The 16475-nt window shown below is 74.1% G+C and carries 17 protein-coding genes and 2 pseudogenes; 8 read left to right on the top strand and 11 right to left on the bottom strand.

Annotation, left to right across the window (positions count from 1 at the left end; all coding sequences use genetic code 11):
* Nucleotides 1-13 precede the first annotated feature (13 nt).
* Nucleotides 14-421: a hypothetical protein gene (locus tag ACVJO7_RS07960; protein ID WP_491672321.1), complete on the top strand. Its 408-nt coding sequence runs from the start codon at nucleotides 14-16 to the stop codon at nucleotides 419-421.
* A 6-nt stretch (nucleotides 422-427) separates the two neighbouring features.
* On the opposite strand, the gene ACVJO7_RS07965 is transcribed toward ACVJO7_RS07960, so the two are convergent.
* Nucleotides 428-1519 (bottom strand): alpha/beta hydrolase family protein, encoded by a 1092-nt coding sequence (locus ACVJO7_RS07965; protein ID WP_491672322.1) that lies wholly within the window; start codon nucleotides 1517-1519, stop codon nucleotides 428-430.
* Nucleotides 1520-1799: 280 nt separating this feature from the next.
* Here ACVJO7_RS07965 and ACVJO7_RS07970 point away from each other — a divergent pair, with 280 nt between their 5' ends.
* The gene (locus ACVJO7_RS07970) at nucleotides 1800-2636 is read left to right on the top strand and encodes a hypothetical protein (protein ID WP_491672323.1); all 837 of its coding nucleotides are present in this window, start codon (nucleotides 1800-1802) and stop codon (nucleotides 2634-2636) included.
* A gap of 281 nt (nucleotides 2637-2917) precedes the next feature.
* Here the strand turns inward: ACVJO7_RS07970 and ACVJO7_RS07975 are convergent, their stop codons facing one another.
* From ACVJO7_RS07975 to folP, 3 genes are all read right to left on the bottom strand, one after another.
* Entirely contained in the window at nucleotides 2918-3478 is a 561-nt protein-coding gene (locus ACVJO7_RS07975; protein ID WP_491672324.1) for a GNAT family N-acetyltransferase, read from the bottom strand.
* 71 nt (nucleotides 3479-3549) lie between these two features.
* Nucleotides 3550-4317 carry a dihydrofolate reductase family protein gene (locus ACVJO7_RS07980; protein WP_491672325.1) on the bottom strand — a complete coding sequence of 256 codons (768 nt, stop codon included), beginning with the start codon at nucleotides 4315-4317 and terminating at the stop codon, nucleotides 3550-3552.
* A complete protein-coding gene (gene folP, locus ACVJO7_RS07985; RefSeq protein WP_491672326.1) occupies nucleotides 4314-5180 on the bottom strand; it encodes a dihydropteroate synthase in 867 nt (288 codons plus the stop codon). The genes ACVJO7_RS07980 and folP overlap by 4 nt, the downstream gene beginning before the upstream one ends.
* Nucleotides 5181-5483: 303 nt before the next feature.
* Here folP and ACVJO7_RS07990 point away from each other — a divergent pair.
* Nucleotides 5484-5606 (top strand): annotated as a pseudogene (locus ACVJO7_RS07990) (SAM-dependent methyltransferase); the annotation flags it as partial.
* A 496-nt stretch (nucleotides 5607-6102) separates the two neighbouring features.
* Here the strand turns inward: ACVJO7_RS07990 and ACVJO7_RS07995 are convergent.
* Nucleotides 6103-7311, bottom strand: coding sequence for an acyl-CoA dehydrogenase family protein (locus ACVJO7_RS07995; RefSeq protein WP_491672327.1), 1209 nt, complete (start codon nucleotides 7309-7311; stop codon nucleotides 6103-6105).
* 22 nt (nucleotides 7312-7333) lie between these two features.
* Nucleotides 7334-7864, bottom strand: a complete 531-nt coding sequence (locus ACVJO7_RS08000) for an SCP2 sterol-binding domain-containing protein (protein WP_491672328.1) — start codon at nucleotides 7862-7864, stop codon at nucleotides 7334-7336.
* Between the two features lie 97 nt (nucleotides 7865-7961).
* Here ACVJO7_RS08000 and ACVJO7_RS08005 point away from each other — a divergent pair, with 97 nt between their 5' ends.
* The 3 genes from ACVJO7_RS08005 to ACVJO7_RS08015 all read left to right on the top strand — a co-directional run bounded on the left by ACVJO7_RS08005 (nucleotide 7962) and on the right by ACVJO7_RS08015 (nucleotide 9807).
* A complete protein-coding gene (locus tag ACVJO7_RS08005; RefSeq protein ID WP_491672329.1) occupies nucleotides 7962-8585 on the top strand; it encodes a TetR/AcrR family transcriptional regulator in 624 nt (207 codons plus the stop codon).
* 384 nt (nucleotides 8586-8969) lie between these two features.
* Complete coding sequence (locus ACVJO7_RS08010; protein WP_491672330.1) at nucleotides 8970-9350, top strand: hypothetical protein; 381 nt, start codon at nucleotides 8970-8972, stop codon at nucleotides 9348-9350.
* A gap of 88 nt (nucleotides 9351-9438) precedes the next feature.
* On the top strand, nucleotides 9439-9807 hold the full coding sequence (locus ACVJO7_RS08015; protein ID WP_491672331.1) for a hypothetical protein: 369 nt from the start codon (nucleotides 9439-9441) through the stop codon (nucleotides 9805-9807).
* A gap of 159 nt (nucleotides 9808-9966) precedes the next feature.
* On the opposite strand, the gene ACVJO7_RS08020 is transcribed toward ACVJO7_RS08015, so the two are convergent.
* Nucleotides 9967-11871: a hypothetical protein gene (locus ACVJO7_RS08020; protein WP_491672332.1), complete on the bottom strand. Its 1905-nt coding sequence runs from the start codon at nucleotides 11869-11871 to the stop codon at nucleotides 9967-9969.
* Between the two features lie 67 nt (nucleotides 11872-11938).
* On the bottom strand, nucleotides 11939-12658 hold the full coding sequence (deoC, locus tag ACVJO7_RS08025; protein ID WP_491672333.1) for a deoxyribose-phosphate aldolase: 720 nt from the start codon (nucleotides 12656-12658) through the stop codon (nucleotides 11939-11941).
* A 125-nt stretch (nucleotides 12659-12783) separates the two neighbouring features.
* Between deoC and ACVJO7_RS08030 the strand changes: the two genes are divergently transcribed.
* A complete protein-coding gene (locus ACVJO7_RS08030; RefSeq protein ID WP_491672334.1) occupies nucleotides 12784-13269 on the top strand; it encodes an STAS domain-containing protein in 486 nt (161 codons plus the stop codon).
* Between the two features lie 6 nt (nucleotides 13270-13275).
* On the top strand, nucleotides 13276-14061 hold the full coding sequence (locus ACVJO7_RS08035) for a calcium/sodium antiporter (protein WP_491672335.1): 786 nt from the start codon (nucleotides 13276-13278) through the stop codon (nucleotides 14059-14061).
* A 123-nt stretch (nucleotides 14062-14184) separates the two neighbouring features.
* On the opposite strand, the gene ACVJO7_RS08040 is transcribed toward ACVJO7_RS08035, so the two are convergent.
* The 3 genes and pseudogenes from ACVJO7_RS08040 to ACVJO7_RS08050 form a co-directional block, all read right to left on the bottom strand.
* Nucleotides 14185-14823, bottom strand: coding sequence for an AmiS/UreI family transporter (locus ACVJO7_RS08040; RefSeq protein ID WP_491672336.1), 639 nt, complete (start codon nucleotides 14821-14823; stop codon nucleotides 14185-14187).
* Between the two features lie 10 nt (nucleotides 14824-14833).
* Nucleotides 14834-16044 (bottom strand): annotated as a pseudogene (gene fmdA / locus ACVJO7_RS08045) (formamidase).
* Between the two features lie 105 nt (nucleotides 16045-16149).
* Entirely contained in the window at nucleotides 16150-16437 is a 288-nt protein-coding gene (locus ACVJO7_RS08050) for an FmdB family zinc ribbon protein (protein WP_491672337.1), read from the bottom strand.
* Between the last annotated feature and the right edge of the window lie 38 nt (nucleotides 16438-16475).

The following is a 16475-nucleotide window of genomic DNA, read 5'->3' on the forward strand; positions in this document are numbered from 1 at the left end:
AGCAGGTCCGATAATGAGAGCCGACCGCAAGCGGGCCAGGGCCCGGAAGGACGCGGCCGAGGCCGTGCACACCCTCGCGGACGCCGGCCGGATCGCCGGCGGGGCGGCCGTCTCGACGGCCTCGGCGCGGGTCTCCGAGCTGTCCCAGGGCCTGGCGCAGGGCCTGTCGCACAACGTGTCGCACGGGGTGGAGGACGCCCGCCGGGCGCTCGCCGCCGCGATCGACCCGGCGCCGTCCCGCACCCGGCGGGCGCCGTGGATCCTGGCCGTCGTGCTGCTGAGCGGGCTGGCCGCGTACGCCTGGGTGGCGCTGCTGCGCCGGGAGCGCCCGGTCGACCCGGGCACCCCGGTCCCGACCGTCCCGCCCGCCGACTCGCAGATCCACGGGAAGCCGATCGGGCAGGGCGGCGGCGCGAGCTGAGCGCGGTCAGAGGGCCTCGCGCAGGAAGCCGGTGACCGCCGCCCGGTAGCCGTCCGGATCGGCGTTCCAGCTGCCGGTGTGCTCGGTGCCGCCGAACTCGCGGTAGGTCACCGGCCAGTCGAGTGCCGGCGCGCCGGCCGCCAGGTCGCGGCTGAGGTCCACCGGGACGGCGGTGTCGCCGTCGCTGTGCAGCAGCAGCGTCGGCGGCCGGACCGCGGGCGGGTGGCGGAGCAGGTCGAAGCGGTCCAGGTCGATCCCGATCCGGCGTTCGGTGAACCGGGCCGCCACCCCGGCCAGGGGCGGCGGGAGGGCCCGGTTGCGGGCCTGCCGGCGCAGAGTGCGGCGCCAGTCGAGCAGCGGCGCGTCCCACACGACGGCGGCCACCGCGGCGGCGTGCCCGGAGCGGTCCAGGAAGGCCCCGCCGACGGCCGCGCCCATCGACCAGCCGACCAGCACCAGCCGGGTGGCGCCCGCGGCGAGCGCGTGCGCGGCGGCCGCGGCGACGTCGTGCCACTCGGTGTCGCCCAGATGGGACCGGCCGTCCGGGGAGGGTGGCGCGGTGCCGTCGCCCCGGTAGCTGATCACCAGCGCGCGCAGCCCGGCGGCGTGCAGCGCGGGCAGCGCGCGCAGCGCCTCCCGCCGGGCCCCGCCGCGGCCGTGCACGCAGATCGCCCAGGTCCGGCCGTCGGACCAGGCCGGGGCGGGGACGTCCCAGGCCGGGGCGGGGCCGACCGGGGTCCGCACGACGACGTCGTCGAACGGGAGGTCGCGGGCACCCGGATCGGGATCGAACGGGCCGGCGTCGAGGACGGCGGGCCCGGTCTGCGGCACCGGGCCGTCCCGCAGCTCGCGGGTCACCCGCCTGCGGCCCCGGTCCAGCACCGGCCCGACGACGCTCAGCCCGGCCGGCCCGCGCAGGCCCCACACCCCGGGCTGGCAGGTCAGCCGGTTCGCGGCCAGCTCGACGACGCCGGGGCCGGTTGCGAGCACCCGCTCGGGCCGGCCCGGGTGCACCGAGGGGTGCAGCAGCAGCGTCGAGTAGTGCCAGCTGACGGCCGCGGCCGCGCCCCCGGCCCCGCCGAGGACGCCGGCCAGCACGGAGGCCGATGCGTAACCGGAAACCGGACGGCGGGTCGGGGGCGGGTGCACGGAGCCATCCTGCTCCTCCGCTCCGGCCACCCGCACGCCGAGCGGGGAGGGCACGCACCGTCACCGCCGGACTGGCCTGTACGTGCGAGAGCACTCTCAGGTTGCCACTCTTTCGGGTGGTTCATCGGATCAAGATCGCTCCGTTACGCAACCGGGTCCCGGGGCTCTCGTTGCGCCATCGGAGGGTCAGCCCTTCGCTCCCCAACACTCTGTACGGAAGGACGTGCGAATGAACTCGCTCGCCCGCAACGCGCTCCGGCTCTCCATGGCCGGTGCGGGCATCGCGGTCCTGGGTGCCGGCGTCGCCGGTCAGGCCTCGGCCGCCGAGCTCCCCGACCTGCCCGGTGTCCCCGACGCCTCGTCGCTGACCGACGCCCTGCCGACGCCCGACGGGGACGGCACCGTCTCCAGCGGATCGGCCCACGTGACGTTCGGCCAGCTGCAGGGTCCGGAGCTGCAGGCGTCCGGGCTGCCGGAGCTGCCCTCCACCGACTCGATCACGAGTCTGCTGGAGCTGCCGTCCACCGACGGCCTGCCGGAGGCCCCGTCCGCCGACGCACTCCCCGAGCTGCCCGGAACCGACGCGCTCCCGGCGATCCCGGGCGCCGACGCCCTGCCCTCGGCCGACGCCCTGCCCTCCGCAGACGCCCTGCCCTCCGCAGACGCCCTGCCCTCGGCCGACGCCCTGTCGCTGGACGCGGTGTCCACCGACTCGCTGCCTTCGGCCGACGCACTGCCGTCGCTGGACGCACTGCCGTCGCTGGACGCGCTGCCGGGCACCGGCGCGCTCCCGGCGATCCCGGGCGCCGACGCACTGCCCGAGCTGCCGACCGCGTCGACGCTGCCCGCCCCCTCGCTGGACGCCCTGCCGCTGGACGGCCTGCCGACCGACGCGCTCCCCCTGGACGCCCCGCTCGACGCCCTGCCGCTGGACGCCCCGCTCGACGGCCTGCCGCTGGACGCGCTGCCCTCGGCCGACGCGCTGCCGCTGCCGAACACCGAGGCCCTCCCGACGCTCGACATCCCGGGCGTCATGTACATCGAGGCCCCCGGCATCACCATCTGACCGTCGGCGTCCCCCGACCGTCGGTCGCCGGGCTCCCCGACCGGCACCCGTGGCCGTCCGCACCGACCGTCCCACCCCCTCGGGACGGCGGCGCGGGCGGCCGCGGCCGTTCCTACCCGGCCCAGCCAGAATCGGCCCAGCCCGGGCCGGCGCAGCCCAGGTCAGCGCAATCCAGGTCGGCGCAATCCAGGTCGGCGCAATCCAGGTCGGCGCAATCCAGGTCGGCGCAATCCAGGTCGGCGCAATCCAGGTCGGCGCAATCCAGGTCGGCACCGTCCGGGTCAGCCCAGCCCGTGCCGGGGCAACGGCGGCGGGGCGGGCACCACCGGGGCACGGACCACCAGCTCGTACCGGTCGAAGTCGCCCTCGTCGTCGACCACGTGCCGGACGAACCGGAAACCCGCCCGGCGCGCCACCCCGATCGACGGGACGTTGGCCGGATCGACGTCGATCGAGATCCCGTGCACGTCACCGCGTTCGGCGAGATACCGGGACGCCAGCCGCACCGCGCGCGTCGCCAGCCCCCGGCGGCGGAAGGCCGGGTAGATCCCGTACGCCAGCCCGGCCCGGCCGGCGTCCCGGTCGAGCTCGGCGTCGATCGTCCCGGCGAGCACCGAGCCGCCGTCCACCCGGATGCCGAAGCTGAGCTTGGGCCCGTCGTCGGCCCACCGCTCGATCGCCCGCCGGATGTGCGCCCGGACCGTCGCCCTGGTCCCCCGGCCGCCGTTCAGCCAGCGGACCAGCTCGGCGTCCTCCCCGGCGAGGTACGGCTCCACGTCGTCCCAGCCGAGCGGGCTGAGGACGACCACGCCGTCCGCCAACGTGTTCGAGGGCCGGGCCACGAATCCATCTTGCAGCACCCGTCGCCGTCCGTGACCGGCGATCCCCGGCCGGTGACCCGATCGGCAGCGTGCTAGCGGGCCGGGGGCTCCGCGACCTCGTACCGGATGAGCAGCGTGTCGTCCCCCGTGACGACGCTGACCAGGCTCAACCGCGCCGGGTCCATGCCGGCACCGCGGGCGATCCGGCCCGCCTCGCCGGACACCAGGAACGGCGCCAGGGTCAGGCGCAGCTCGTCGACCAGACCGGCCTCGGCAAGGCTGCCGAACAGGCCGGGACCACCCATGCAGTTGATCCGGCGCAGTCCGCGCCGGTCGAGCTCGGCGAGCGCAGCGGTCAGGTCCACCGTCCCGTCGCCGGTGAGGACGACCTCCGCGCCCGCGTCGCTCCAGCCCGCCCGCACGTCCTCGGGCACCGCCGCGCAGGTGAGCACGATCGTCGGGACCAGCACGTCGGTGAGCACCGGCGCGGTCGGCGGCAGCGAGCGCCCCGATCCGGTGACGACCGCCGTCGACGGCACCTCGGACAGCCCGAACCGGCGCCGCCGCTGCGCCATCCGCTCCCCCGGCCGGACCCCGGTGAAACCCTCGGCGACCGCGGTCCCGGCCGCGACCAGCACGACGTCGGCGAGATCGGTGCCCAGGCCGAGCACCACCCGGTCCGGCGGGGTCGACAGGCCGGCCGAGCGGCCCTCCACCTCCAGCGCACCGTCCGCGCTGGAGACGAAGTTGACGCACACCCGCAGCCGGCCGTCGTCGGGGTAGGCGTAGAGCCGTTCGAGTGCCTCGGTGCTCAGCGGGCCGGCGTCGGCGGCCGGGAGGATCTGGTGGATCGCGGTCACGCGAGGAGTCTCACCGCACGGGCCGGGTTCCGCTCGCCGCGCACCGTCGCGACCATCTCGCAGGTCTCCCGGGTGGCCCGGGCCTGGTGGGCGCGGACCATCGCGACGCCCCGGTCCGCGGCGAGCGCGGTCGCGGCGAGGGTGCCGGTGAGCCGCTCCTCGAGCGGGACGTCCAGCGACTCCCCGACCACGGTCTTGTTCGACATCGCCAGCAGCACCGGCCACCCGGTCGCGACCATCTCGTCGATGCCGCGCAGCACCTGCAGGCTGTGCAGGGTGTTCTTGGAGAAGTCGATCGCCGGGTCGATCAGGATCCCGGCGGCCGGGACCCCGGCGGCGACCGCCTTCTCGGCGAGCGCCACCGTCTGCCCGATCACCGACGCCAGGACGTCCGGGTAGCGCGGCCGGTGCGGCTCGGTGCGCGGTGTGACGTGGTCGGTGTGCGCGCTGACGTACCCGGCGCCGTAGCGGGCGGCGACATCCAGGATCGCCGGATCGGCGGCGGCCCAGTTGTCGTTGACGAGATCGGCCCCGGCCGCGCAGACGGCCTCGGCCGGCCCGGCCCGGAAGGTGTCGACGCTGATCACCACGTCCGGGAAGGCGTGCCGCGCCCACTCCACGGTGGGGACCACCCGGTCGATCTCCTCCTGCTCGGTGACCTCGGTCCCGGGGCTGGCCGGGACCCCGCCGATGTCGATCACGTCGGCGCCCTCCCGGACCACCGCGGCGATCCGGTCCCGGGCCGCCTGCTCGGCGAAGGTGACCCCGTGGTCGTAGAACGAGTCCGGCGTCCGGTTCACGATCCCCATCACCATCGCTCGGTCACGGTTCCAGGTGCGCCCGCGGAACGTCAGGCTCGGCACTCGTCCTCCTCGCGGCACGGCCGGGCACCTCGTGGGCCCGGCTCGTGCACCATCTTGACCAGCCCACCGCGCACCCGGCCACCCGGCAACGGGGTTCGCGCCGGTGCGCCGGGTGACTATCCTGCCCGGGTGGGGGTCCCCGGGCCGGTGCGCGACGTCTACGCCGGGCTCAGCACCGGTTACGCGCAGCGTCAGCGGCCCGACCCGCGGATCGCGGAGCGAATCGAGGCGGCCCTGGGCACCGCCCGGACCGTGGTGAACGTCGGCGCCGGGGCCGGCTCGTACGAGCCGCCCGGGCGGCAGGTGCTCGCGATCGACCCGTCGCCGAGCATGCTCGCGCAGCGGCCCGCGGGCGCCGCACCGGCCGTCCGGGCGAGCGCGGAGGCGCTGCCGGTCGCGGACGACGCCGCCGACGCGGCACTCGCCGTCCTCACCGTGCACCACTGGCCGGACGCCGGCGCCGGGCTCGCCGAGCTGCGCCGGATCGCACCCCGGCAGGTCGTCCTGACCTGGGACCCGGACGTCATGGCCCGGTTCTGGCTGATCGCGGACCACCTCCCCGGGACCGCGGCCGCCGAGGCCGGCCTCGCCACCGTCGACCGGGTCGTCGCCGGGCTCACCACCCCCGGCGGGTCGGTGACGGTCGAGACCGTTCCGGTGCCCGCCGACTGCACCGACGGCTTCCTCGGCGCCTACTGGAACCGGCCGGAGTGCTATCTGGACCCGGACCGGCGGGCGGCGATCTCGGCGTTCGCCCGGCTGCCCGCCGCAGCGGTGCGCGACGCGGTCGGACGGCTGTCCGACGACCTGGCCGCCGGCCGGTGGGACGCGCGGCACGGGCAGCTACGCGGCCTCGCGTCGACCGACCTGGGCTACCGGCTGGTGACGGCCACCCGCGGCGCCCCTCGGCACCGCCCTGACCTCAGGACAGGTGCATCCCGGAGATCGCCCGGGCGATCACGAGCTGCTGGATCTGCTCGGTCCCCTCGAAGATGTCGTAGATCTTGGCGTCCCGGTGCATCCGCTCCACCGGGTGCTCGCGCGAGTACCCGGCACCACCGAGGATCTGGATCGCCCGCTCGGTCGACCAGACCGCGACCCGGCCGGCCTTCAGCTTGGACATCGACCCCTCGCCCGCGGTGAACGGCACCCCGTTGCGGCCCATCCAGGCGGCCCGGTGCACGAGCAGCCGGGCGGCGTCGATCTCGGTCTTCATGTCGGCGAGGGTGAACGAGATCGACTGGTTGGCGATGATCGGCCTGCCGAAGGCGACCCGGTCCTTCGCGTAGTCCAGCGCGTACTCGTAGGCGGCGCGGGCGATGCCGATCGCCTGGGCGCCGACGGTCGGGCGGGACAGCTCGAAGGTCTGCATCGCCGCCGATCCGGTCGACCGCACGCCGGACCGGGCACGGGCGAGCCGCTCGTCGAGCTTCTCCTTGCCGCCGAGCAGGCAGGATCCGGGCAGGCGCACGTCGTCGAGGAAGACGTCCGCGGTGTGCGAGGCCCGCAGCCCCATCTTCTTGATCTTCCGGGTGGACTCCAGGCCGGGCGTTCCGGGCGGGACGACGAACGCCGCCTGGCCCTTGCTCCCCAGCTCGGGATCGACGACGGCCTGCACCACGTGGATGTTCGCGATCCCGCCGTTGGTGGCCCACGCCTTCTGGCCGGTCAGCGTCCACTCGTCGCGCGCCTCGTCGTACACCGCGCGGGTGCGCATCGCCGCGACGTCGGAGCCGGCCTCCGGCTCGGACGAGCAGAATGCGCCGACCTTCGGGTCGGACGCGTCGCCGTAGCACTGCGGGATGAACTCGACCATCTGCTCCGGGGTGCCGGAGGCGAAGATGCCGGCCACCGCGAGGGTGGTGCCGAAGATCGCCATGCCGATGCCGCCGTCGCCCCAGAAGAGCTCCTCGTTGACCAGCGGCATCGACAGTCCGGTCTCGTCACCCCAGAACGACGCCAGCGTCTCGAAGTTGTAGAGCTCGATCTTCGCGGCCTCGGCCAGGATCGGCCACGGGGTCTCCTCGCGCTCGTCCCACTCGGCGGCGGCCGGGCGGACCACCTCGGCGGCGAACCCGTGCACCCACTCCTGCAGCTCGCGGTGTTCGGTGGAGAGTTCGAAGGAGGTCATGTCGCTGCTCCCTGGTCCGGTGTCACGCCGACGGGATCTGGAACATCTTCTGCAGGGCGGTGGCGAAACCGACGTCGCCGGCGACCTTGAGCTTGCGGGTCATGAACAGGGTGACCGGGTTGGCGTTGTTCGTGACGATCCGCAGGAACTCGGTGCCCGGCATGGTCAGCGCCGTCCGCGGCTCCTCGCTGGTGCCCTCGGTGACGGTGCAGGTGCCGCCGTGCAGGACGGTCTCGAAGCTGTCCACCACGTCGCCGTCCTTGATGTGCCAGTGCACGACCTGGCGGTTCCCGCCTGCGCCCTTCGACGAGTAGAACTCGCTCATCCGGCCGAAGATCGCCTCCAGCACCGGGCCGCGCACGTCGGAGGCCATGACCGTGGCCAGCTGCTGCTTCGACGCCCCCTTGACCAGGCGGGCGAACAGCGACGGATCGACGTCGGCCGGGTCGCCGTCGCGCAGGGCGGTGCCCAGCGTGGCGAGCAGCTGCTCGTCGGACAGGCTCTTCGGGTCGATGCTGCGACCCAGCTCGTTGATGTCGACCGTGTCGGTCATCGGTCACTCCACCTCGTCGTGGTCAGAAGTGCCCGGTACTCGAAGTACGCGGTTCATGTGGGCGGTACTTTACGCAGCAGTAGCTAAGCTGTCGAGCGTGGTCCCCCCGACGCGCGCGACCGGCCGGCGCCGGCTCCCGCCGGAGCAGCGCGAGCGCCAGGTGCTCGACGCGGCCGTGCGGGTCTTCTCCCGGGTCGGCTTCCACGACGCCTCGATGGACGACGTCGCCGAGCAGGCCGGCCTGTCGAAGCCGATGGTCTACACGCACGGCGGCGGGTCCAAGGAGGAGCTGCTGCGCCGCTGCATCCGGCGCGAGGCCGACCGACTGCTGACGTCGGTGTCGCTGGCCGCGGGGGCGGACCGGACGACCGAGGACCGGCTGCGCCGCGGCCTGCGCGCGTTCTTCGCGACCCTCACCACCCACCGCGACGGCTGGTCGGTGCTCTACCGGCAGGCCCGCACCGGGACCCTCGCCGATGAGGTGCACGACGCGCGGGCGCGGATCGTCGGCCGGGTGGCCGATCTCCTGGCGGCCGAGCTGCCCGGCCCGGACCCGGCCGCGGCCCGCGCCCTCGCGGCGCCGCTGACCGCCGGGCTGGTCGGCGCCGCCGAGGGGCTCGCCGACTGGTCGGCGGCCGGCGGCACGGAGGATCCGGACACGCTCACCGAGCTGATGCTCGGCCTCGTCTGGACCGGCCTCGGCCGGCTCCGCGAACGCTGACACGAACACCTGCCCGGCGTGCCGAATATCGTCGGATCTTTTCGCCGAACGGCCGTAACCACCTATTTCTCGGCGTAACACGTCGTGCCTTCGACGCACTCCGCTCCGCGGATGTCACTCCATCGTGTGTTGTTTTCCGGACACCGCACCGAACAGCGGCGATGACTAAGCGCGACCATCGTGAACAGGCGATAATTGGATATCATCACTCGTTCGGGATCTGCTTCGCAGCACCCTGCGTATCGGTTCACCGGTTCGCGTGCCGCACATGTCACCCCATCTCGCCACGCATTTCGGTTCGATTACCACTACCTTTCTCGACAGCGCGCCGGTCGCATTGGCGGGCGCGCACGACAGCAGGAACTCAGGAAGGGAACGCGCTTGATGCGTAAGTCCGTGCGCACTCTGGCCGCCGCCGCGATGGCCGTGCCGATGGCCCTCGGCGCCGCCGGGATGGCCTTCGCCGACGACACCTTCGAGCAGAACCAGGGCTCGGACGCGACGGCGGGTGCCGAGCAGGGTGCCGGCACCGACCAGGGCAACGCCTCGTTCGCCCCGGTCACCCAGGCGAACCCGGCGATCAACGTGAGCGACGTGCTGGGGCTCAGCGACTTCGCCAACGAGGACGTCTACGAGGGCGAGGGCTCCGGCCAGTCCATCGTGCAGGACAACTCGATCGACTCGTCGACCGACCAGGGCAACGCCGCCGAGACCGAGCAGGCCCAGAAGACCATCGTGGAGCAGCTGACCAGCCTCGCCGGCTGATCTCTCCCTGCACCGACATGTTCCATCCCGCGCCGCCCTCCCCGAACTCGGGCGTCGCGGGTACTTCCCCGAGAGGAAACGCTTCCCCATGCGCAAGTCCATCCGTATCGCCGCGGCGTCCGCGCTGGCGCTCCCGCTGGCCCTCGGCGTCTCCGGCGTCGCGTTCGCCGACGACACCACGATCACCCAGGAGACCGCCGGCTCCGCGACCGGCGCCCAGGGCGCCGACGTCTCGCAGGGCAACGGCTCCGCCGCCCCGGTCACCCAGGTGAACCCGGCCGCGAACGCCGAGGGCATCGCCGGGCTGAGCAACTTCGCCAACGAGGACGTGCGCGGCGGCTCCGGCCAGTCCGTCGTCCAGGACAACTCGATCGAGTCCTCCACCGAGCAGGGCAACGCCGCCTCGGTCGAGCAGGCCCAGAAGACCGTTCTCGACCAGACCGCCGGCCTGGGCTGAGAACACGGGTACCCCGGAAGCACAGCCGGGCTTCTCCGGCGAACGGGCCGGTCCGCGATCTGCGGGCCGGCCCGTTCGTTGTGTATCGGTCATGATCGCCGTCGTGGTGCGTCCGGCCACGCGGATCGCGGTCCCGGGCACCGGGACGGTGATCTTCGGTCAGCTCTCCGGGGCCGGACGCGTGACGAGCCGGCGGGTCCGGTCCGGCAGCCGGTCGACGATCCGGCCGATCCGCTCGGTGGTCCCCTGCAGCGGGGCGAGCGCGTCGGCGAGCACCCCGATCTGCCGGTCGAGGGCGTCGATCCGGGCGGCGACCGAGCGCAGGTCCGGGGCGACGGTGGTGAGCTGGTCGGCGGCCTGGGCGAGGTTCGCGTCGAGCGCGGCGAGCCGGGGTGTGCGGTCGCCGTCCCCGCCGGCCGGATCGGCTACGACGGACGCGAGCCGGTACACCGCGCCGTTCTCGTCGATCGAGGCGGCGAGCGCGGCCAGGTCGGCGCGGACGGTCGCGAGCGCGCGGAGCGGTTCGACCGCGCCGGACAGTGCCGCGAGATCCTCCCGGGTCCGCGCCAACTCCCGCAACGGCTCCACCGCACCCGCGAGCGCCGCGAGATCCTCCCGGGTCCGCGCCAACTCCCCCAGCGGCTCCACCGCACCCGCGAGCGCCGCGAGATCCTCCCGGGTCCGCGCCAACTCCCCCAGCGGCTCCACCGCGCCCGCGAGGGCCGCCAGGTCCTCCCGGGTCAGCGCGAGCTCGCGCAGCGGTTCGACCGCGCCGGACAGCGCCGCCAGGTCCTCCCGGGTCCGCGCCAACTCCCGCAACGGCTCCACCGCACCGGCGAGCGCCGCGAGATCCTCGCTGGTCTCGGACAGGGCCTGCAGCGGGCCGACGGCCTCGGCGAGCCGGGCGAGATCGTCGCGAGCGGCGGCCAGGGCCTGCACCGCGGGGACCGCCCCGGTCAGCGACCCCAGGTGCTCGCCGGCGCTCGCCAGGTCGCGCAGCGGGCCGACGGCACCGGCGAGCTCGCCCAGGTCCTCCCGGGCGCGGGCGAGCTCCTCGAGCGGGCCGACGGCGTCGGCGAGCCGGTGCAGCGCGGTCACTGCTCCGGCGAGCGCCGCCAGGTCCTCGCCGGCCGGGGCGAGCGCGCGCAGCGGCTCGGCGGCGCCGGCGAGCAGGTGCAGGTCGTCGCGCACCGCGGCGAGCTCGCGCAGCGGTCCCACCGCGGCGCTCAGCTCGCGCAGCGACTCCACCGCCGTGGCCAGCTCGGCCAGCGGTGCCGCGGCACCGGACAGCGCACGCAGCGGCTCCACCGCGGCCGACAGCTCCCGCAGCGGGCCGACCGCCGCAGCCAGCTCGTGCAGATCCCCGCGCACCAGCGCCAGCTCGTGCAGATCCCCGCGCACCGCCGCCAGCTCGTGCAGGTCCTCCCGCACCAGCGCCAGCTCGTGCAGGTCCTCGCGGACGGCCGCCAGCTCGCGCAGCGGCCCGACCGCGGCCGACAGCTCGGTCAGCGGCCCCACCGCCGAGGACAGCTCATGAAGCGGCCCGACCGCCGAGGACAGCTCACGCAACGGCCCGACCGCCGAGGACAGCTCACGCAGCGACCCCACCGCGGCCGACAGCTCGCGCAACGACTCCACGGCACCACCCAGCTCCCGCAGCGGCCCCACCGCACCGGCCAGGGTGCCGAGGTCCCGGCGCGCCCCGGCCAGCTCGGTCAGCGGCCCGGCGGCGGCCGACAACTCCACGACGGCCGAGGTCAGCCGGTCGATCCGGTCCACGGTGCCCGGGTCGTCCCAGAGCGTGACGACCCGGCCGAGTACGTCGTCGAGCACCGGCGCGAGACCGGTCAGCGCCGAGTCGACGCCGCCGATCCGGCGGGGCAGCGCAGCCACGTCCGCGGCCAGCTGCGGCATCGCCTCGACGGCGCGGGGTGCCTCGGCGAGCCAGCCGGGGAGCCTGCGACCGATCTCGACCGCAGCGCCGACGGTCCCGAGCGCGGCGCCGATCAGCGTCCCGGTGACGCCGGCGGGCGACCACGGGGAGGGGCGGGGCTGCTCTGCCATCGGTCTCCTCCGGTTCACGGGGCGGTCGCCGGGTCAGCCTCCCAGATCGGGCTGCGCCGGGTACCGATCAGTAGGAGGTGTCGTCCACCCGGGCGTCCGCGGAGCCGCCGGCGTCCCGGGCGGCGGCGTCGGCCAGGATCGTCGCCGTCCCGCTGGTGCCGAACCGGGTCACCCCGGCGGCGTGGAAAGCGAGCACGGTGTCCAGGTCGCGCACCCCGCCGGACGCCTTCACCTGGACAGACGGTCCGACGCTGCGCCGCATCAGCGCGATGTGCTCCGGTGTGGCGCCGCCGCCCGCGAAGCCGGTGGAGGTCTTCACGAACGCCGCACCGGCGCGCTCGGCGGCCACGCAGCCGGCGACGATCTCGTCGTCGGACAGCAGCGCCGTCTCCAGGATGACCTTCACGATCCGCCCGCCCGCGGCCTCGACGACGGCCCGGACGTCGGCCTCGACGTCGTCGAGCAGGCCGCTGCGCAGCCGTCCCACGTTGATCACCATGTCCAGCTCGGCCGCGCCGTCGGCGATCGCCTGCCCGGACTCCGCGACCTTGGCCGCGGTGCTGGTCGTGCCGTGCGGGAAGCCGATGACGGTCCCGACCGCGACGCCGGTGCCGTCCAGCCGGGCGACCGCGTGCGCGACGTCGCTCGGCCGGACACACACGCTGAAGATCCGATGGTGGGCGGCGGTCTCCAGCTGGGCGTCGACGTCGGTCCGGCTCAGCTCAGGCCGCAGGATCGCGTGATCGATCATCCCGGCGATCTCGGCGGCGGTCAGGGTGGTGGCCACGGGGCCGAGGCTACGCGGCACCGGGCGACGGTCCCGGGGCGATCCACAGCGCATGCGGTCACCGGCGGTCACTGCGATGCTGGCCCCGGCGCCGGGCGTACCGGCTCCGGAAGGGAACGCCTGCGATGGAGGACGAGAAGCGGCCCCTGCCGTCGCCCGAGCCCGCCGAGCAACTGGGTGACCGTCCTGAGCCGCGGTCCGGGCCGGCACTGCGGTTCGAGACCTCCCGGCACCCGTCCGGGGCGGCCGTGCTGCACGCGATCGGCGCGATCGACGACGACACCTCAGCCGATCTGTGGATCCAGCTCGGCATCTGGTCCGACGAGAGCTCCGACCTGATCCTGGACCTGTCCGGTGTGGACTTCCTCGGCACCGCGGGCCTGACGTCGCTGCTGGAGGCGCGGGAGGTGATCGGCGCCGAGGGCAAGCAGCTGCAGGTGCTCTGCGGCGGCAGCCGCCCGGCGCGCCGGGCACTGCAGGTCACCGGCGCGATGGAGGAGTTCGACGTGCTGGACAGACTCCCCGACGGACCCACCGCGTCCCGGGCGATGCTGTTCGGCGTCCCGGACCCGGATGTCCGGCTCGACGGTCGGCCGCGCGTCCACGAGTAGCCCACCGTGCAGCCGATCCTGCTCGGCCTCGGCGGCCTCGCGCTGCTGCTGGTCGGCGCCGAGCTGCTGGTCCGGGCCGGATCCCGGCTCGCGAGCCGGCTCGGGCTGTCCCCGATGGTCATCGGGCTGACCGTGGTCTCGGTCGGCACGAGCCTGCCCGAGCTCGCCATCGGCATCGACGCCGCCCGCTCGGGCAGCGCCGGCCTGGCCACCGGCAACATCGTCGGCACCAACCTGGTCAACCTGCTGTTCGTGCTCGGCCTGGGTGCGCTGCTGCGGCCGGTCCTGTTCAGCGGCCGGACGCTGCGGTTCGACCTGCCCGCGATGGTCGTCGCGACGCTGCTGTTCTTCCTGCTCGCCCGGGACGGGTCGCTCGGCCCGCTGGACGGTGCGCTGCTGCTCACCGGCGCCGTCGCCTACACCGTGCTGATCTTCCGGACGAGCCGCCGGGAGGACGTCACGGCGGAGGCCGACACCGGCGGCAGCGGCGGGCCGGTGGTGCAGCTGCTGGTGCTCGTCGCGTCGATCGGGTTGATCGTCGTCGGCGCGGAGCTGCTGGTCGACGGCGCCGTGCAGGGGGCGCGGGCGTTCGGGGTGGACGAGGCGGTGATCGGGCTGACCGTCGTCGCGATCGGCACCTCGGCGCCGGAGCTGGTGACGATGCTGGTCGCGATCGTGCGGGGCGAGACCGGGCTGGCCGTGGGCAACCTGGCCGGCTCCAGCGTCTACAACATCGCACTGGTCCTCGGCGTGACGGGACCGCGATCGCGACGCGGACCGGGGCGAGGCTGACCCGGTTCGAGGGCGGCGTGCTCGTCGCCGTCTACCTCGCCTACCTGGTCTGGCTGATCCTCACCCGCACGTAGCGGGCCGCGGTCCACCCGGGACCGCGGCCCGCCGGTGCGGGGAGCCGGTTCAGGCCGAGACGCTCCGGTCCCCGGCCGGGGCGACCGGCGCGGCGTCGGACCCGCGCCCGAGCACCACGTAGAGCCCGCCGTAGACGACGACGCCGAACACCGCGAGCGCCACCGCGACCGTCCCGGCGAACTGCTGGTAGCCGCCGGTGAGCAGCAGCAGCGCCGGCAGCCACGCCGTCACCCAGCCCTGGATCGCGCAGACCGCGCCGGTGTAGCGGCCGATCCGGTCCTGTTTGAGCCCGAGCAGCACGAAGAACAGCAGCCACAGGAACGCCCAGTGCAGCCAGATCACGCCGAACCCCGGATCGGCGAAGCGGGTGAAGTTCAGCCAGGAGAACACCAGCGCGGACAGGAACACGAACAGGCAGAAGTAGCCGAGCCCGCTGCTGTCCAGGCCGAGCGTGATGTTCAGCGCGACGTAGAGATAGGTGAAGGAGAACAGGTACAGCCCGGACGCGGCCAGGATGACGTTCGGGTCGCCGCCCGCGGTGAAGATCAGATAGGTGGGCGTGATGATCTGCAGGCCGCCGACGAAGAAGTTCATCGGTGCCGCGGACCGCGCGTCCACCCATCCCAGCAGCATCACGCCGTTGATGAACAGGACGGCGCCGACGAACAGCAGTCCGACGGATCCCATCGCCGGTTCCTCAGGCCCGCGCCACCGGGACGCCCTGTCCCGGGTCGATCGTCGCCGGGCCGTCCTTGCCCGGCCGGACGTCGAAGTCGAAGATCTCGGTCGGAAGGTAGACCGTGGAGCACGAGTTCGGGATGTCGACGACGCCGGACAGCCTGCCCTCGATCGGCGCCGCCCCGAGGATCATGTACGCCTGGATGTCGGAGTACCCGAACTGAGGTGCGAGTCGAGGTAGCGCTGCTCGCCGGACAGCGTCACCGAGGTGCCGGAGAACGCCAGCCACTCGCTGTACTGCGGATCGGTCCGGCCGGGCATGAAGATCGCGTTCTCGGAGACGCCGTACTTGTCCATCCCGCCCTTGATGACGTCGACGTGCAGGTCCATGAACCCGCCCATCTCGATCGCCCCGCAGAAGGTGATCTCACCGTCGCCCTGGGAGAAGTGCAGGTCCCCCATTGACAGCTTCGCGCCGTCGACGAACACCGGGTAGAAGACCCGGCTGCCCTTCGTGAGGTTCTTGATGTCCTGGTTCCCGCCGTTCTCCCGGGGTGGCGCGGTGCGGGCGGCCTCGGCCGCGGCGCGGTCGAAGTCGGCGCCGGTCAGCGAACCGAGGATCGCCGAGTCCGGGTTCGGCGGCAGTGCCAGCGGCGGGACGCGCTGCGGATCGGTGTCGATCAGGGCCTGCTCGCGGGCGTTCCAGGTGCGCAGCAGCTCGTGCGACGGCGCGGTCCCCATCAGTCCCGGGTGGACGATGCCGGTGAACGACACGTGCGGGACGTGCCGGGAGGTGGCGACACCGCCGCGGAAGTCCCAGATCACCTTGTAGGCGTCCGGGAACTGCTCGGTCAGGAAGCCGCCGCCGTTGCGGGTGGCGAACACGCCGGTGTAGCCCCAGCCCTGCCCGGCGAGCGGACCGGAGTCCTCCTGCGGGATCGGGCCGACGTCGAGGATGTCGACGATCAGCAGGTCGCCGGGCTGCACGCCCTCGACGTGGATCGGTCCGGAGAGCACGTGCACACCGGCCAGCGGGGCGTTGAGGATGTCGTCGGCGGAGTCGTCGTTGCGGATGGCCCCGTCGAACCACTCGCGACAGTCGACCCGGAAGCTGTCGCCGGGGCGTACCCGGACCTGGGCGGGGACGTCGGGATGCCACCGGTTGTGGCCGACGATCTGCTGTTCGGTGAACTTCTTGCGGGAGTCGAGCGGGAACACGACCTCGGGCATGACGAACACACCTTCCATCTGGTGGGGGGACGGCCGGGAGTGCGGGCAGGGGGGATCGCGCGGCGGGCCGGTGTGGCCCGTCGCCGGTGGTGGTCCGGGTGCGGTTCAGGGGCGCGGGAGGCCCCGGGTGCGCGGATCGAGGCGGGCGGCCGGGCGCGGCCCGGTGCCCGCGGACGGCACCGACGTGACGACCTGCGGCTCGGTCCGGCTCGCCTCGGCCCGGTCGATCAGGCCCATCCGGCCCCGGTCGGCGAACCCGAGCATCGGCGGCGTGATCAGCCGGACCGCCTCGGTGCCGCAGGCCGGGCAGGCCAGGGTGGCGGGAGCGGTGCCGATCGGCCGGCGGACGTCGACCGGGCCGTCGGTGCCGCACCGGTACGTGTAGGTCGCCATGCCATCCTCGCTCGTCCTAGGAAATAATTTCCCAGGAA

The sequence above is a fragment of the Pseudonocardia sp. DxW genome (genome assembly GCF_058448985.1).

What these genes read in the sequence shown, in the direction of transcription:
- ACVJO7_RS08000 (WP_491672328.1), bottom strand. Translation starts at nt 7,864, where the DNA reads ATGACCGACACGGTCGACATCAACGAGCTGGGTCGCAGCATCGACCCG.
- ACVJO7_RS08020 (WP_491672332.1), bottom strand. Translation starts at nt 11,871, where the DNA reads ATGGCAGAGCAGCCCCGCCCCTCCCCGTGGTCGCCCGCCGGCGTCACC.
- ACVJO7_RS08015 (WP_491672331.1), top strand. Translation starts at nt 9,439, where the DNA reads ATGCGCAAGTCCATCCGTATCGCCGCGGCGTCCGCGCTGGCGCTCCCG.
- ACVJO7_RS08030 (WP_491672334.1), top strand. Translation starts at nt 12,784, where the DNA reads ATGGAGGACGAGAAGCGGCCCCTGCCGTCGCCCGAGCCCGCCGAGCAA.
- ACVJO7_RS08050 (WP_491672337.1), bottom strand. Translation starts at nt 16,437, where the DNA reads ATGGCGACCTACACGTACCGGTGCGGCACCGACGGCCCGGTCGACGTC.
- ACVJO7_RS08010 (WP_491672330.1), top strand. Translation starts at nt 8,970, where the DNA reads ATGCGTAAGTCCGTGCGCACTCTGGCCGCCGCCGCGATGGCCGTGCCG.
- ACVJO7_RS07970 (WP_491672323.1), top strand. Translation starts at nt 1,800, where the DNA reads ATGAACTCGCTCGCCCGCAACGCGCTCCGGCTCTCCATGGCCGGTGCG.
- ACVJO7_RS07960 (WP_491672321.1), top strand. Translation starts at nt 14, where the DNA reads ATGAGAGCCGACCGCAAGCGGGCCAGGGCCCGGAAGGACGCGGCCGAG.
- ACVJO7_RS08040 (WP_491672336.1), bottom strand. Translation starts at nt 14,823, where the DNA reads ATGGGATCCGTCGGACTGCTGTTCGTCGGCGCCGTCCTGTTCATCAAC.
- ACVJO7_RS07995 (WP_491672327.1), bottom strand. Translation starts at nt 7,311, where the DNA reads ATGACCTCCTTCGAACTCTCCACCGAACACCGCGAGCTGCAGGAGTGG.